The sequence below is a fragment of the Citrobacter sp. XT1-2-2 genome, from assembly GCF_023516235.1.
GTDB classification, from domain to species: Bacteria; Pseudomonadota; Gammaproteobacteria; order Enterobacterales; family Enterobacteriaceae; genus Citrobacter; species Citrobacter werkmanii.
In genome coordinates, this window is the sequence record NZ_CP097324.1 from 2,666,927 (window position 1) to 2,683,428 (window position 16,502).

The window sequence follows — 16,502 nt, forward strand, 5'->3', positions numbered from 1 at the left end:
ATTCCTCCAGGCTACCGGGCCGGGCGCGAGGTAGCGTCCCTGCAAAGCGCGCCCTGAGCCAGCATCCATGCTGGCTCTCCCGGCCTTACGGAAACACGTCGGCAATTTTCAGCCGGACCAGCCCACACCTGACCATTTGCGTTTTTTGTTTAAACAGCAAAACAGATTTAACTGGAAGTCAGAGCGTTGAAGCGATGACCCATGTCCGGCTGAAAATCGATGAGTCGTTGACGGCTGACCGGGGCTGTCCGCAGGGATGCGGACAGAGGGGACGGCCTGCATGGACGCAGGCTCGGCCCCGACCCGACAGGCAGACGGCATAAGACGAATAACTCGCGCAGCGACGATTTTCCCGCCGGGAGCCTGGGATGCAAGGGAGGCGGCAGTGAGCCTCCCTTGCACGTTCACGGGTATCTGTGCTTTAGAGAAGTGATACGGCTGAGGTGAACGGAATCCTGATCACGAATCACATGTTCACCATACATACTTAATTGAACGGTATTGCGCCGTCAGGCGGCTTTTTTACGCCTTCAAAAGGGACTGGCGTTTTCGGCATTCACCCACTGTTCGCTGACAGGATGCCTGAAACGCAATGCGCTGGCATGCAGCATCAGTCGCGGGGTGAGTTCAGTACCTGGCAGCAAACGCCCACCATACAAATCGCACCCCAAAATAGGATGTCCCAACTGCTGACAGTGGATCCGGAGTTGATGGGTACGCCCGGTTTCAGGCGTCAGTTGTACCCGCGTTAAGGGGAGTAATCCCCCGTCCTTCTGGCGCTGGAGAAAACGCTCAACAACCTGATAGCGCGAACGCGCGGGCTTGCCGTTAACGGCGCAAATCGTCATCAGCGGAAACCGCGCCGGATCTTTACTAATCGCTGCGTCGATAATCCCTGCATTGTTTTCCAAATGCCCGCATAACAGCGCGCTGTATACCTTCGTCACCATGCGCTGACTAAACTGCTGGCACAGCGCGGCGTTAATACCCTTATTACGTGCCACCACCATCAGCCCGGAGGTGCCGAAATCAAGCCGATGGACCAACGTGCAACCGGGATAAATCTGTACCAGCCGGTGATGTACCGAATCGAGATTCTGCGGATTTTTCCCCGACAAGCTAAGTAGCCCTGTGGGTTTATTGATAAGCACCAGATGCTCGTCCTGATAGAGAATCTCTATCTCGTCATGACAAGGCGGGGCAATAAAGGTATCAAGGATTGTAGACATCAGACAGCCAGGATGGAATGTGGGCACGGATGATAACGAATTTTCACTGCACTGGCGAATCGACCCGCGTAACTAATGGCAATCATTACATGGTAGAGTGGAGGTTATCCCGAGTGCAAAGAGAGGGTTACACAGTGCAACAAATCGATTTTTATATGGTAGACGCCTTTAGCACCACGACGTTTGCTGGTAATGCCGCCGCTGTATGTCCCCTCACGGACTGGCTGCCCGATGAAACATTATTAAAAATGGCGCAGCAGCATAACCAGTCGGAAACCGCTTTCTTTGTCGCCAATGATAATGGCTTTGAGCTACGTTGGTTTACCACGCAGGGAGAAATTAATCTTTGTGGGCATGCCACGCTTGCCGCGGCGCATGTGATTTTCGAACATCTGGATTACCCGGACACGACGATCCATTTTGCCACCCGATTTGTAGGTCCGCTGATGGTCACACGCAGCGATGAATGGCTGACGCTTGATTTTCCTGCCTGGCAAAGCGAGCCTGTCGTACCGCCCGCCTTACTGCTGGAAGCGTTGGGCATCACAGAATATAAAGAAGTTCGCGTGGGGCGCGATTACATGGTGGTGTTGGAGGATCAGCACCAGGTCGAGGCTGTACGTCCGAATATCCACGCCATGGTTCCACTAGGCAAAATGGTTTGTATTACCGCGCCTGGCGACGGGGAATATGATTTTGTCAGCCGTTTCTTCTGCCCGGGCGAGGCCGTCGCAGAAGATCCCGTCACGGGTTCGGCGCATAGCATGCTCATTCCTTACTGGGCCGCAAAACTGAATAAAACAGAAATGTTGGCGCGTCAGGTATCTGAACGCGGGGGAGATTTACGCTGTCAATTGGCGGACTCTCGCGTTTATATTGGCGGGCAGGCAACAACTTACCTGACGGGTAAGGTGCTGCTACGCTAACCCTCTTATCCGTTACACAACCCAATCCAGGGAGGCTATATGTCGAACAAACTGGTGCAGATTCACTTTAATTTTCATGGTCCGTTTGGCGCCGAGATGTCGCAGCAACTTGTCGAACTGGCCGAATCCATCAATCAGGAGCCGGGCTTTATCTGGAAAATCTGGACCGAGAACGAAGCCAATCATGAAGCTGGTGGCATCTATCTGTTTCAGGATCAAGACTCCGCACAGGCTTATATCAAAAAACATACTGCCCGCCTGAAGCATCTGGGTGTGGAAGAAGTGTTTTTCAAAATCTTCGATATCAATGAGCCATTGAGTAAGATTAACCACGGTCATATTGGCTAACGTTATTGACTTAAACGCCCCGTTCTGGGGCGATACCTCCTCCCCCAGTTTTCCCCTCACTCATATCCCAACATCCGCTATATAGCGTGTGTCACGTTTGTTTTAGTTCACAAAATCAGCGCCCATGAAAACTATCACTAGCCGACCGGAGCATGAAGGCGTATAAATAATACAAACAGTATTATTTTATACAAATTGAATTACCAAAAACACAGGAGATCGCTTATGTCCCCAGACATTACGCTCAATGCTTCACCAGGAAGTTTCCCCCCGGCGGGTCATTACTCGCACAGTACCACGGCAGGTGGTTTTGTGTTCATTTCCGGGCAACTGCCAGTCACCCTGGATGGCGAAAAAAAAGCCGATGCGTCTTTTGAAGAACAAACCAGACTGGCCTTACAAAATGTCGATGCCTGTCTGGCTGGTGCTGGAGTCTCGCGGCAACATCTGGTTTCAGTGCGTGTCTATGTGACGGATATCAACCAGTGGCCGACATTTAACAGGATCTATGGTGAGTGGATCGGTGATTTTCGCCCTGCCCGTGCTGTCGCTGGCGTTGCCGAACTTCATTACGGTTTTGCCGTAGAAATCGAAGCGATGGCTTTGGCCGCGCAGGCCTGATTTTTAACTGCATACAGGTGAATAAAAATGACTGATATGACACTGCCTGATTATAACGATATTGTCGCTGCGGCAGAGCGCATCGCAAATTATGCCAACAAAACGCCGGTAATGACGTCCCGCACGGTTAATGAAGAATTTGGCGCTGAAGTCTTCTTTAAATGCGAAAACTTCCAGAGAATGGGCGCGTTCAAATTTCGCGGCGCTATGAATGCGCTACGCCAGTTCACGCCACAACAACGGGCTGCGGGCGTCGTGACCTTTTCTTCGGGGAATCATGCGCAAGCCATAGCCTTGTCGGCAAAATTATTGGGGATTCCGGCGACAATTATCATGCCGCATGATGCCCCGGCTGCCAAAGTTGCCGCAACCAAAGGGTATGGCGGAAATGTAGTGATTTACGATCGCTATACTGAAGACAGAGAAAAAATTGGTCAGGACCTGGCTGAGAAACAAGGGCTGACGCTGATCCCTCCTTACGATCATCCGCACGTTATTGCGGGCCAGGGCACCGCAACGAAAGAGTTGATTGAGGAAGTGGGACCGTTAGACGTCCTTTTCGTATGTCTGGGTGGCGGCGGCCTGCTATCCGGTTCCGCACTGGCAGCGAGGCATCTTTCCCCTGACTGTGTGGTCTATGGCGTAGAACCTGAGGCAGGCAATGACGGTCAGCAGTCGTTTCGCAGCGGCAACATTGTTCATATTGATACACCGAAAACCATAGCCGATGGCGCTCAGACTCAACACCTTGGGCAGTATACGTTTGCGATTATTCAGCAAAACGTGAACGATATTCTGACTGTCTCAGATACTGAATTAGTCACCGCGATGAAATTTATCGCAGAACGAATGAAAATCGTCGTAGAGCCAACTGGCTGTCTGGGTTTTGCCGCCGCCAGAGCACGTAAATCTGAACTTCAGGGTAAGAAAATCGGCATTATTATCAGCGGTGGAAACGTGGACATCAGCCGCTATGGTGAATTGCTGGCTGGATGATAAGCAAGGTATCTGCCATGCAGATACCTTATTCCTGTCTGTACATTCCCGTCTGGAAAAGCGAGCCCTGCTCACTGTAAACTGCTCATCATCGTGGCAAAAGGCACCACTGCAGGAGACTGGCATGCCAAAAACCGACAATAACTCGCTTCTCAGCCAACTTGATACTATCGCCAGAGGGTTAAGCGAGACCTTTTCTCCCTTTTGTGAAGTGGTTGTTCACGACCTCAAAAAACCTGAACATGCCATTTTGGCCATCCATAATAATCTTTCCGGACGTAAACCAGGCCAACCAGCAACAGAACTGGGTCTGGCGCGCATAGCATCACCAGACTTTCCCAGCATCATCGCCAACTACAGCAATCAGTTTGCTGATGGTCGTCCGGTAAAAAGCACTTCCATTGGTATCAAGGATGAGGACGGTAAATACGTCGCGGCGCTGTGCCTTAATGTTGATATGACGTTGTTTCGGGGTATACAGAGCGCGCTTGCACAATTTACTGAAACCGAAGACTCCCCCATAAAAGAACATATCGATCCCGGTAGTAATGAAGTTATTCGCCAGCGTATTGATGACTTTGCCGCTAAACGCGCGACCACGGCGCGCGCGCTCAAACCTGAAGACCGTAAGTTATTGATTCAACAACTCCGTAAAGAAGGTTTGCTGAACGTACGAAAATCAATGGATACCGTCGCGCAGCATTTAGGCGTGTCGCGAGCCACCGCTTACCTGTATGCGCGCCAGTCGGCACACATGCGCGATTAAGCTGATTCAGACAGGCATAACTGCCTCAACTTGCCTGTCAATCATTGCTGGCACGCAGCAAGCCCACTTACGGGGCTGCTTTACAGCCAGAAATTATCATCCAACGAAAAAACGTCACCTTATGACTGCAAAAAATAAACCTTGGTATTCGTAGGTATTTATTTGCGCTGACTGAATTGATAGCTTATTTTTATACAGACGGGGTAAATTTTAGCGGTACTTTAAATGACAGCATCGGCCTTACTTAATCAATGCATAAAATGGCCCCACACTAACCCACTGATTTCATTAAGTTAAAAAACAAAAAGGCGTACTGTAAAATAATGTCCATACAGTATATATAAATAGCATAATATCTAAATTATAATCTTTTTACATCCGGAAGTCAGGTGAGGTCAGAATGCGGTTATTTGTCATGTTGTTAAGCTTGGTCGTCTCCACACAGCTCTGGGCGGGTGAACTTTCCAAACCTACGGGCAAAGTCCTTTTAACCGTGTCCGGTAATATAGAAAATACAAATGAAGACGGGAAAGCCACTTTTGATACCGCCAGCCTCGAGAAACTGGGCATGGTAAGTTTTCAAACCACTTCTCCCTGGTATAATGGACGCACGACTTTTACGGGTATTCCACTACAAAAGCTCATGGATTTTGTTGGGGCGAAAGGTACGGTTGTAAAAGTTACTGCGCTCAATGACTACACCACCGTTATCCCTCTCAATGATTTCAAGAAGTACAATGTCATTCTTGCTTTAAAAATCAACGGAAAATATATGCAAATCCGTGATAAAGGGCCGTTATTCATTGTGTATCCCTATGACAGCATATCTGAACTGAATAATCAGATTTATTACTCAAGGTCAGCATGGCAGGTCAGTAGAATGGATATTGAGTAAGCGTTCAGAGGAACATCATGAACAGAATACTGGCTGGCATCATATTTTTTCTTTTTATATCTACTGGGTATATTTCCTTCCTGGTGCATGAAAGGCAGCAAGAGTTACAGAAATTAACGCATTACACCGATTCATGGTCCGCTGCGCAAATGGTATCGCAATATTACCGATTCGAATCATTGCTTGGTCTTTACACTATCGATGAAACGATGGGCCTCGATGAGGTACGCCTGCGCCTCGACATTATGCTTAGCCAGAGTGATTTGATAAAAGAAGGTGATTTAGGGCACTATATAGCGAGCAATCAGGCGCACAGTGAACTGGCGTTAAAACTTGAAAATACGCTTAACTATCTGGACGTTAACCTCGAGAAAATGAACCGTTCAGAACTCCAGGCATACCTGAAAAAAATGCATGCGCTGGATTCGCAACTTGGCCGCCTTTCATCCGGTGCGTTAAATAAGGATGTTAACTCGATCAATAACGCCAACCTTAAAATTCAAACGCTGTACTATATTTACTCGGCAACCTCTGTTCTGCTGATCATACTGAGTGCGATACTGGGTGTACTGATATTCTTTCAGAACAGAAATATTCTGCGAGCGCATCTTCAGGTAAAGAGTCTCGCTGAAGAACTTCAGAGTTCTAAAGAAAAGTTGCAAATCCAGAATGCAAAACTGGAATATGACGTCTACCATGACTCGCTTACTGATATGAATAACCGCCAATTCTTCTGGGGGAATTTAAATCAAACAATCGAGATGGCAGAAAAAAACAACGATTCCGTGACTGTGATGCTGTTTGATTTAGACCGATTCAAAGAGGTAAATGATACCTATGGTCATGATGCCGGTGATATTTTATTACGCCAGATATCGGACCGTCTGATTTCAATGAGCCACACTTCAGATACGCTGTATCGCTTAGGTGGAGATGAGTTTGCGTTTCTCTCAAGTGGTCTGACAGAGAGCCAGGCCGTTTCGCGCGCCCAAAAGATATGCGATTTTATCAGCCAACCCTACATGATTTATAACACAATTATAAACATAACTACCTGTGTTGGGATTGTTATATCAGAAACAGAACGCCGCTCCGATTATCTTTATAAATTTGCAGATCTGGCCCTGTATGAAGCCAAAAATGAAGGTTCAGGTAAGATAAAAGTCTTCCGGCAATGGATGTTAGAAAAGCTGCAAGAAAGCAGAACGCTTGAGCATGATATGGCGATGGCCATAGTGAATAAAGAATTCGTGGTTTATTATCAGCCTATTGTGGATTCTTTCAGCCGGGAAATTTACAGCTATGAAGCCCTTATTCGTTGGGTTCACCCTCTAAAGGGCCTCCTGTCGCCGGATAGCTTTATTCCTGTTGCGGAAAAAACAGGCATGATTAACGAGATGGGAAAATTTGTGCTGGAAATTGCCTGTACGGAAGCGGCTTCCTGGACGATTCCGGCCAAAATTTCAGTCAATGTCTCGCCGGTACAGCTAAGCAGCAAAGCCTTTGCCGGAATAGTGCTGACTATTCTGAAAGAAACAGGACTCCCCGCTCAACGCCTTGAACTGGAGGTCACTGAATCCTCTATCTTTACTGAGAGTAATACGCCGATGAATACGCTGAATAAACTCAGGGCGCTGGGCGTGAAAATCTCCATCGATGATTTTGGTACCGGGTATTCTTCTCTTTCCCGGTTGAGCCGGCTGGCCTTCGATAAAATAAAAATAGATAAGTCCTTTGTACATTCACTATCTACCCAGGACGATGCCCTTAATATTATCAAACTCATTACAGGCATGGCGAAATCCCTTAATATGAAGGCTGTTGCAGAAGGCGTTGAAACACAGGAACAACTGGAAAAACTTCAGGCACTGGGCTGTGATTTCGCACAAGGATATCTGTTTGGTAAACCTCAACCGGGAATTGATGGGAAAATCAGACACGGCTAAATCTGAACGGATATCCCTGGCCGCTAAAGTGGGGCAACAACACTGTTGCCCCACTTTAAATATTTCATACGCTTAGAGATAATTGTCTCTACCAATAAGGCGTCCAGCACTGGCGCACACGAGTTAACGCTTCAAGATAAAAATAGTCTCCCCAGGAACAACATTCATCAACACCTTTACCAGCTGGCATATGATAAACCGAGTGCATCAGTAACCCTTCACATTCCGATTCATTTGTAGAGAGATAGCGCTTAGTCAGCGATTGCACAATCCGCAAAGCCACTTCTTCATACTGCATCCTACCCGCATCTGTCGCCGGTAATGCTTTCGCCAACTCCAGCAGACCACAGGCAGCGATGGCTGCTGCGGAACTATCGCGCACGGCATCTGTGTTATTCAAAGCCAGATCCCAGTGACAAATTGAGTCCTCAGGCAGGCGGTTAATAAAGTAATGACTCAGGCTGCGGGTCAGGCTGACGAACTCAGATTTCCCCGTATACAGATAGCTAAGCATGAATCCATAAATCCCCCACGCCTGACCACGTGCCCAGCATGAGCTATCGCTGTGTCCCTGGTGCGTATTGCCAAACCGCGGCTCACCTGTCACAACATCCATATAGTAGGTGTGATACGTCGATGCATCGGGCCGTACGATATATTTCGCAGCCTGCATGGCATGGGATAAGGCCGCGTCAGCAAAGACCCGATTCCCCGTCTGCTCGCTTGCCCAATAGAGCAGTGGAAGGTTCATATTACAGTCTATAATCATTCGTCCCTGCTGCTCTGGATCTGTCAGATCTCCCCATGCCTGGATAATACCTGCTGTTGGGTTATAGCGTTGCATCATCATTTCAGCCGCATGCAGAGCGATATCGCGTGCGGCTGCGTTACCTGTCAGTTGCCATGCGTTTACACACGACAATGAATAAAGAAAGCCGAGGTCATGGGTATCTGTTTCAATACGGTTAACCAGACGATGAGCGAATGAAGTAATGAATCGCTCAGCAGCCTGACGGTATTTGCTATCACCGGTCATCTCCCACAATAGCCAAAGCTGCCCTGTCCAGAAACTGTTTGTCCATTGGTTATTTTCAGCGGGTTGCCATTTCCCTCCTTCACAGGCCTCATTGGGAAATTTATTGCCAAGAGCATATAACGTTCGATCAATTCGTGACGAAATATACGGTATTGCATTATCTAACTCTTTTTTCAATGCCTGACGGTCAACTGGGGCTGCGTCTGACACGCGCAGGGGTTCAGTAACGACATTGGCCGTTTTATTAGCAATCATAAATTATCCTGTTATTACTATTTCGATGTTTTAATAGTCTGAGAACGCAACATATCAGCGCGCGGCGCTAATATCTTGTTTCCCGCATGGCTACAAGAAAGCGTGAAAGCGGAAATTAGCGTGAACAGCAGTGCACAAACACCCATAATTAAAAAGGTGTGTGCAAAACCTATTTTATCGTATAAATACCCCGCTGGTGGCGCCACGACAACAGAACCGACATATACCATTGCCTGATAACCCAGCAAATACATGGTGGCGTTAACGCGTTTATGAAAGTGTTCGGCGATATATTTAAATACAGAAATTAGCAGTAACGCTATTTCCACACCGTAAAATGGTTTAATAATTGAAATCATAATTGGGTCGACGGTTAAACCAGAAAGAATCAGACGAAGCCCCACGACTAGCCCGCACAGCAGCAACCCCTTCTTGGCACCATAATAGTTAACCAGCGTGGGAATAAACATCATCATCAGGAATTCAATTCCAGCCTGGAGCGTCCCCAGGTAACCATACCAGGCATTGCCCTGCTCTTTGGTGGCAAAGAAAGAAACAAAGTAACGAGGAAATTGCTGTTCTGCTACAAACATCATCCACGCGACACCTGCGACATACAGACTAAACATCCAGAATTTACGGTTCTGCATCAGCGCAATGACATCGGCAAAGACAATTTTATTTTCTGAGATAACCGAGTTATTTCGTAACTGCTCATCACCAATTTTCAGGCTCAACAACACCACCAGCATGACTACGGATGTGGTACTGCTCAGTATAAAGTTAGCGATTGGAGTATAGTTGAATAATACGCCGGAAACCGAAGCCGCCAGCGCCCAGCCGAGCGATCCCCACATTCGGATACGGCCAAACTCCAGGCCGTAAAGGCGACTGAAACGATCGGCATAGGATTCAGCGGCTGCCACTCCCGCATACCATCCCAGGCTTAAATAGAATGCACCAATAATAATGCCGAACATCGTATGACTCAGCAACAAAGGCTTATAAATAACCACAAAAAACGGTGCCATTAATGCCGAAGTGGCGCAGACAAAATAGAGAAGCCATTTGCTCATGCCTATTTTATCCATGATGTAACCATATACTGGTTTCATAACCACGGCAAACACACCATTAACCGCGAATACTGTACCAATTGTTACGCTATCAAGACCAACTTTTTGACTCAGCCATAATGCATATAAGCCGAAGCTGGATGACCAGGTAAAGAAATAGAGAAAAATAAAGCTGCTCATTTTGAGCTGCGCTAAGCGAGTCGGGGCAATCGCGTTCATGATGCGGCTCCAGCATTATCTCGACAATGATAAGTATAAATAAAAAAAACCGAAGGTTTAATTGCAATCATAATCCACTACCTCTTATGAAGTATTTATAGACTCAAGGTTTCAGCCGACAACCAGGTGCTGACGGACGGAGATTAGTCTTTTTGTTTCCTACGGCAGCGTGAGCATGTTCACAAAAACAGTTCGATTTTTAAGTTTGATTAGATTTTTGGACCGATATTCAGCAATATCTTTAATATATAGCAGTAAAACTTAATTCTGTTGTCATGGTAAAAAATGAACGATCCACAAAAACTAGAAAGAATTGCGATGGGGAATGAAGTGATTTCTTTTCAGCGTCCAATGGGCGCGAGTGTTCATTATTACCATTGGCATCAATGCATTGAGTTTTTATATATTTCAAAAGGTTACGGGATAGTCGTCGTTGATAAACAACACTATACAGCGAAGCCGGGCAGACTATTTATTTTCCCACCGTTTCGCTTGCATAAGGTACAGGTTGATGTTGCACCGAACAACCCGTCTTATCGTACGGCTATGCATATTGAGCACAACGAAATAATCAGTGCCTTGCAGATGTTTCCCCGCCACCAGGCTCAATTTGCAGCACTCTCTGGTACCCATGCTCCGGCACAAATTCACGATCTCAGTGAACATGCGGACTATATTGCCTTTATCCTCGATCGGTTTGAATCACTTAAGGGCAACGGGTATCAATCAGCTAGCGATGTTGCTTTTCTGGTAATGCAACTTCTGGACTTTCTTCCCCTGCAACCGCAGAGTGTGGTGCATCAACAGCAGACCGTGGCGGCCCGCATTATGCAGTGGGTAGAAGAGCATTATCAGCAAAAGTTTTCACTTGATGAATTAGCCGCAGATGTTGGCTTTTCACGCAGCTATACCTCGCGGATTTTCCGTCAACAAACCGGTGGCGGGATCCAGGAATATATACTGACCCGCAGGATTAAAAAAAGCTGTGATTTATTGCGCTACTCATCGCTGAACGTGACAGAGATTGCCGAGCATGTGGGTTTTACGGAAATGACCTATTTCATTACCTGTTTTAAAAAAATGATGGGACAATCTCCTTTACAGTACCGCAAACAATACGAGGATAAAACGGGTCACGACACGGCGTAAAGAACACCATTCTTATCGGTTCGACGGACAACGGTATTCTCTCCTCTCTGAGCTTACGTGAGTCGGTATCCGCAAGTATTGAGCAGAGATCTTCAGCAAAAGTTGGTAAATCCTCAGAACGGTTCTATAGTCGGGACTGCTTCTCATTACAGGATTCACCGATGCGATTTAACGGACTGACCAAAGGTTTCTTCATTTTCATACTTGCCCTCGTTACCTGGGCGTTCTTCGACGTGCTGTCCCCCTACTTTTCCGCCATTTTGTGGGCCGCGATATTAACGACTATTTTTAACCCGGTAAAAAATAGGTTGCGCAGCGCACTTGGCGAACGCAACGGGCTGGCATCGTTAATAACCATCGCCATTATCTGTTTAATTGTCTTTATCCCACTCATGGTGATCCTGTCATCGCTGGCCATTGAACTCAATGTGGTGTACAACAAGCTGCAACAAAACGACACGCAGTTTCCCGAAGTCGTCACCTCTATTCTTTCGTATCTTCCTGGCTGGGCGCGAGGATTCCTCGCAGAACACAATCTGGATAATGTTGCAGAAATCCAGAAAAAGCTGTCCGACATTGTGTTGCAAGGCGGCCAGTACCTTGCGGGCAGCGCGTTCCTGATCGGTAAAGGGACATTCGGCTTTGCCATCAGCTTTGGCATCATGCTGTATCTGCTGTTTTTCTTGTTAAAAGATGGACCTTATCTGGTACGCCAGATTCTGGACTCATTACCACTTTCTGATTTTGCCAAACAGCATTTGTTCGCCAAATTTGTCGGCGTAACGCGCGCAACCGTCAAGGGCACAGCAGTTGTGGCTTTAGTTCAGGGGATTCTTGGCGGCATCGCGTTTGCGATTGTGGATATCGACGGCAGCGTTCTGTGGGGCGCATTAATGGCGTTTCTCTCTCTGGTGCCTGCCGTCGGCTCGGCAATCGTCTGGGTACCCGCAGCCATATTCCTCTTCGCTACGCACCAACTGTGGCAAGGGCTGTTTATCGTCGGGTTCTTCGTGATTATCGTCGGTCTGGTGGACAACATCCTGCGCCCGCTTTTGGTAGGAAAAGACACCAAAATGCCGGACTACCTGATTCTGATAACCACCCTCGGCGGGATGGAGATTTACGGCATTAACGGGTTTGTGATTGGCCCCCTGATCGCCGCACTGTTCATTACCTGCTGGAACCTGTTTTCCGGGCGCGATCATGCCGGTAACGTGGAAGGTATCGACGAAGCCTTTATGGAAGAAGGAAAAAATCCTCCAGATTTATGATGTCAGGACGATAACAGAAGGCGGCCCAGAGCCGCCTTTTTTATTTTCACGCAAAATCATACGTTTCCTATAATTTCAATCATGCTAATTGATTAATCGTCGCAGAAGGAACTAATCAGTGCGAATAGCCACAATCACCAACTGGGCCTACAGCGCGACGGTATGCCTGACCATCGCCTCCGGCGTTGTCATGCTGATGGCGTCCAACGCCGATAACACCGAACGCCAGGTGGTGGAACAACGTTATAAATTTGACCAACTGACCGAAGAAGTGGAACTCGATGCCTGGTCGCTGTCTGATATGGCGCGTCTCTACGTGGTCAGTAAAGACCCTGATGCTTTGAACAACTATCGTCAGAAAGAGGCGTCACTGAAAGCCGTTGAGCATCGCCTGGCAGCGTTGAAAGATGCCGGAGCGACAGGTGAAGAACTGGCGCTATTGCATGAAGGATTGCATATTGTTGATGCTCTGCAGGACGAACAAACTGCAGCGCTGGCCAGCGTCGCGCGGGGAGAGCACACACAAGCGATTGCCCTGCTCTTCAGCAAAACCTATGAACAGGAACTGGAGCGGGCACAGGACCGGATTGACCATTTCCGCCAGTTGCTCGACAACCGTGTACTCAATGCCATTGAAGATGCCACTCAGGCGTCACGTACACTGCGCACAGCCTCTGAAGTGATGGTCGGTCTTACGGCGCTGCTATTTTTGTTCGTTCTTGGGTTTATATTGAAGCGCCGTGTGTTGCGCCCGGTGGTGCGTTTGAGCGATGTAGTTAACCGTCTGGCATCGCAAGATTATGCTGTCGAGACACCCAGCTTTAACCAGATCGATGAAATTGGCGATATGGCCCAGGCGATCCGGATTTTTCGCGAGAACGGGCTGGCCCGTCAGCGGCTGGAGAAAGAGAGAGACGCCGACTGGGGGATCCGCGAACTGCTGGCGCGCATGACGCAGCGTCTGCAGGGGTGCGAAAGTTTTGCCGATGTTATTAATGTGGCGGAACTGTTCGCGCCGAATATTGCTCCAGGTATCGCCGGCCGACTGTACATACTGGATCGGGAGCCCTGGCAGATGCGCTGCGTTGCGCAGTGGCTCTCACCAGAGGGTAAAGCCGATGCGTTTCACCCGGACGAATGCTGGGCGGTACGCCGCGGCCAGAGCCATCCACCGGTACAAGACGAACCGGATATCGCCTGCTACCATCTGCCAGAATCGTGCCAGCGGCATACCTTATGCGTGCCGCTGATTGCCCAGGGTGAAGCCATCGGCCTGCTCTCATTCCAGAATCTCAGCGAGGATTCCACCTCATCTCGCGCCTACCTGGAACTGATGGCAGAAGCACTCGGTCTGGCATTAGCCAACCAACGCTTGCGCGATGCACTGCTGGAGAAAGCGCTATACGACCCCCTAACCGGTCTGCGCAATCGCCATCATCTTGAAGATACTCTCCGTACCCAGATGAGCCAGGCGGTTCGTACCCAAGAACCGATCAGTTGCCTGATGATCGATATCGACCATTTCAAAAACATCAATGACCGCTTTGGTCATGAGGCCGGCGATAGTGTGATAAAAAGTATCGCCGCCGTTATTCAGCGTGTTGTCCACGACAGCGGCATGGCTTTCCGTTACGGTGGCGAAGAGTTTCTGGTACTGCTGGCAGGTGCGGATGAACAGGCGGCCAATAGCTTTGCGACGGATATTTACAACGGCGTACGCGAATTGTCACTGCGCTTTGGCGTGTCCGATATTGGTCACGTGGATGTCTCTATCGGTGTTGCCAGCTACCCGCAGCATGCCCAAAGCGATAATCTGCTGCGTGCCGCAGACGTCGCGCTGTATCGCGCAAAAGAACTGGGGCGCTCGCGCATTGTGAGCTTTGGCATGCTGGAAGCAAGCTGAACTATGTCAGTTGTCGGCGCATTGCTTTACCTCTACGTCAGGTAGTGGTAAGTTGACGGGATGAACACCAGACACGATATCAACGCTTTTACTCATAATCTGTGGTGGCTGCCTTCTTAAAGGCGGTCAGAATGTGTTTCCCCCATTTTAAATAACCGCCGAAAGGCGGTTATTTGCATTTGAAGACCCCTTTCGGTTTTACGATCAAGGAGTCTTATATGAACAACAAAACCATCATCCTCACTGGCGATCGTCCTACTGGCCCGCTGCACCTCGGCCACTATGTTGGCTCGTTGCGCCAACGCGCCACGCTGCAGCACGATTATCAGCAGTTTATATTGGTCGCGGACCTGCAAGGACTGACCGATAACGGCAGTACGCCACAAAAGATCCAAAACAACATTCCCGAAGTGCTGGCTGACTATCTCGCCGCGGGCATAGACCCCTCACTCACCACCATTTGTTTGCAATCGGCCTTGCCCGCCCTTGCCGAACTGACCGCGCTTTATATGAACATCGTTACCGTGGCGCGCGTGGAACGTAATCCTACGGTCAAAAACGAAATTGCGCAGAAAGGGTTCGCCCGCTCGTTACCGGTTGGCTTTCTGGTTTATCCCATCAGTCAGGCGGCAGATATTTCAGCCTTCAAAGCTGAAGTGGTTCCGGTCGGCGACGATCAACTGCCGATGATCGAACAGACCAATGAAATCGTGCACAAAATGAATAGCTTGTTACCTGCCCCAGTCTTGTCGCATTGCAAAGCGTTGCTGAGTGAAACCAGTCGTCTGCCCGGTATCGACGGTAACGCCAAGATGTCGAAATCACTAGGTAATACAATTCTGTTGTCCGCCAGCGAGGAAACCATTCATCGCGCCGTCAGCGCAATGTACACCGACCCTAACCATCTGAAAGTGTCCGATCCTGGGCAGATTGACGGCAATATCGTATTCACCTACCTCGACGCGTTTCACCCAGATAAAATCAAAGTGGCGGAGATGAAAGCGCATTATCAGCGCGGCGGATTAGGTGACAGGACATGCAAAAATGAGCTGGAGATGTGCTTGCAAGAACTCATCGCGCCGATGCGCGAGCGTCGGGCAACTTACATTCAGGATAAAGGCATGCTGATGGCGATGCTGAAAAAAGGCAGTGAACAGGCGCACGAAGTCACACAGCAAACATTAAGAGAAGTGAAACAAGGGCTCGGTTTACCGGTGTTCTGAACACGAATAGAAAAATACAGGATAACTGATAACTCCCGCTGAACTTAAAAAATGTGGTTACGCTTAAGTTTTTCAATAGCATAACCGCTATTAAGAGAGTGAGATGTAACTATCTTATTATTACGCCTCATTATAAAAAGTTCGAATTCTCTTCTTTATGCCTGCCAGGGTCCGTGCCCATGCAGGCTTTTTTTTCACTATCAACTTTTCGGATATCAGTTAACCACTAATGTCCAGTCCATTTCCCCCCTGAATAAAAAACACGCTGCAAAATCAACAAAATATAATCAACTTGCTTAATTACTCTGCAAACGCGTGAGATCAGGAAGAAAAATGCGATTTCCCTCTTGCCTCATTCGGTCTGTGCCGCTAATATTCGTCCCCGTTGTCACCTACAACGTTGCGTTCATAGCTCAGTTGGTTAGAGCACCACCTTGACATGGTGGGGGTCGTTGGTTCGAGTCCAATTGAACGCACCATATTGCGTCCGTAGCTCAGTTGGTTAGAGCACCACCTTGACATGGTGGGGGTCGGTGGTTCGAGTCCACTCGGACGCACCATATCACTTTTGATGTGGTGCCTTTCTCCTTATATTATTCTCGATAAAATCCCCTAATTGTTGTTGCCGTCCTGAGCGATTTCG

At 48.4% G+C, this 16,502-nt stretch carries 14 protein-coding genes and 2 tRNA genes; 13 read left to right on the top strand and 3 right to left on the bottom strand.

Annotated features, from left to right (window positions below):
• Window positions 1-530: 530 nt before the first annotated feature.
• Window positions 531-1,229: an RluA family pseudouridine synthase gene (locus M4I31_RS12695; RefSeq protein WP_085049408.1), complete on the bottom strand. Its 699-nt coding sequence runs from the start codon at window positions 1,227-1,229 to the stop codon at window positions 531-533.
• A gap of 134 nt (window positions 1,230-1,363) precedes the next feature.
• On the opposite strand from M4I31_RS12695, the gene M4I31_RS12700 reads away from it, so the two are divergent.
• The 7 genes from M4I31_RS12700 (at window position 1,364) to M4I31_RS12730 (ending at window position 7,727) form a co-directional block, all read left to right on the top strand.
• Window positions 1,364-2,155, top strand: coding sequence for a PhzF family phenazine biosynthesis protein (locus tag M4I31_RS12700; protein WP_085049409.1), 792 nt, complete (start codon window positions 1,364-1,366; stop codon window positions 2,153-2,155).
• 39 nt (window positions 2,156-2,194) lie between these two features.
• Window positions 2,195-2,503: a monooxygenase gene (locus M4I31_RS12705; protein ID WP_038640354.1), complete on the top strand. Its 309-nt coding sequence runs from the start codon at window positions 2,195-2,197 to the stop codon at window positions 2,501-2,503.
• Between the two features lie 225 nt (window positions 2,504-2,728).
• Window positions 2,729-3,124: a RidA family protein gene (locus M4I31_RS12710; RefSeq protein WP_085049410.1), complete on the top strand. Its 396-nt coding sequence runs from the start codon at window positions 2,729-2,731 to the stop codon at window positions 3,122-3,124.
• A gap of 27 nt (window positions 3,125-3,151) precedes the next feature.
• On the top strand, window positions 3,152-4,120 hold the full coding sequence (locus M4I31_RS12715) for a threo-3-hydroxy-L-aspartate ammonia-lyase (protein WP_038640351.1): 969 nt from the start codon (window positions 3,152-3,154) through the stop codon (window positions 4,118-4,120).
• Window positions 4,121-4,244: 124 nt separating this feature from the next.
• The gene (locus M4I31_RS12720; protein WP_085049411.1) at window positions 4,245-4,886 is read left to right on the top strand and encodes a transcriptional regulator; all 642 of its coding nucleotides are present in this window, start codon (window positions 4,245-4,247) and stop codon (window positions 4,884-4,886) included.
• A gap of 400 nt (window positions 4,887-5,286) precedes the next feature.
• Complete coding sequence (locus tag M4I31_RS12725) at window positions 5,287-5,781, top strand: molybdopterin-dependent oxidoreductase (protein ID WP_038640347.1); 495 nt, start codon at window positions 5,287-5,289, stop codon at window positions 5,779-5,781.
• A 17-nt stretch (window positions 5,782-5,798) separates the two neighbouring features.
• Entirely contained in the window at window positions 5,799-7,727 is a 1,929-nt protein-coding gene (locus M4I31_RS12730) for a bifunctional diguanylate cyclase/phosphodiesterase (protein WP_085049412.1), read from the top strand.
• An 88-nt stretch (window positions 7,728-7,815) separates the two neighbouring features.
• On the opposite strand, the gene M4I31_RS12735 is transcribed toward M4I31_RS12730, so the two are convergent.
• Together M4I31_RS12735 and M4I31_RS12740 are read right to left on the bottom strand one after the other, a co-directional pair.
• The gene (locus M4I31_RS12735) at window positions 7,816-9,018 is read right to left on the bottom strand and encodes a glycoside hydrolase family 88 protein (protein ID WP_085049413.1); all 1,203 of its coding nucleotides are present in this window, start codon (window positions 9,016-9,018) and stop codon (window positions 7,816-7,818) included.
• 17 nt (window positions 9,019-9,035) lie between these two features.
• On the bottom strand, window positions 9,036-10,313 hold the full coding sequence (locus M4I31_RS12740; protein WP_085049414.1) for an oligosaccharide MFS transporter: 1,278 nt from the start codon (window positions 10,311-10,313) through the stop codon (window positions 9,036-9,038).
• Between the two features lie 285 nt (window positions 10,314-10,598).
• Here M4I31_RS12740 and M4I31_RS12745 point away from each other — a divergent pair, with 285 nt between their 5' ends.
• From M4I31_RS12745 to M4I31_RS12770, 6 genes are all read left to right on the top strand, one after another.
• The gene (locus tag M4I31_RS12745; protein WP_085049415.1) at window positions 10,599-11,462 is read left to right on the top strand and encodes an AraC family transcriptional regulator; all 864 of its coding nucleotides are present in this window, start codon (window positions 10,599-10,601) and stop codon (window positions 11,460-11,462) included.
• A gap of 161 nt (window positions 11,463-11,623) precedes the next feature.
• Window positions 11,624-12,733 carry an AI-2E family transporter gene (locus tag M4I31_RS12750; protein WP_069324210.1) on the top strand — a complete coding sequence of 370 codons (1,110 nt, stop codon included), beginning with the start codon at window positions 11,624-11,626 and terminating at the stop codon, window positions 12,731-12,733.
• 118 nt (window positions 12,734-12,851) lie between these two features.
• On the top strand, window positions 12,852-14,636 hold the full coding sequence (locus M4I31_RS12755) for a diguanylate cyclase (RefSeq protein ID WP_085049416.1): 1,785 nt from the start codon (window positions 12,852-12,854) through the stop codon (window positions 14,634-14,636).
• A gap of 218 nt (window positions 14,637-14,854) precedes the next feature.
• Entirely contained in the window at window positions 14,855-15,859 is a 1,005-nt protein-coding gene (gene trpS, locus M4I31_RS12760; RefSeq protein WP_085049417.1) for a tryptophan--tRNA ligase, read from the top strand.
• A 402-nt stretch (window positions 15,860-16,261) separates the two neighbouring features.
• A tRNA-Val gene (locus M4I31_RS12765) sits at window positions 16,262-16,338 on the top strand.
• A gap of 4 nt (window positions 16,339-16,342) precedes the next feature.
• Window positions 16,343-16,419, top strand: a tRNA-Val gene (locus M4I31_RS12770).
• Window positions 16,420-16,502 lie beyond the last annotated feature (83 nt).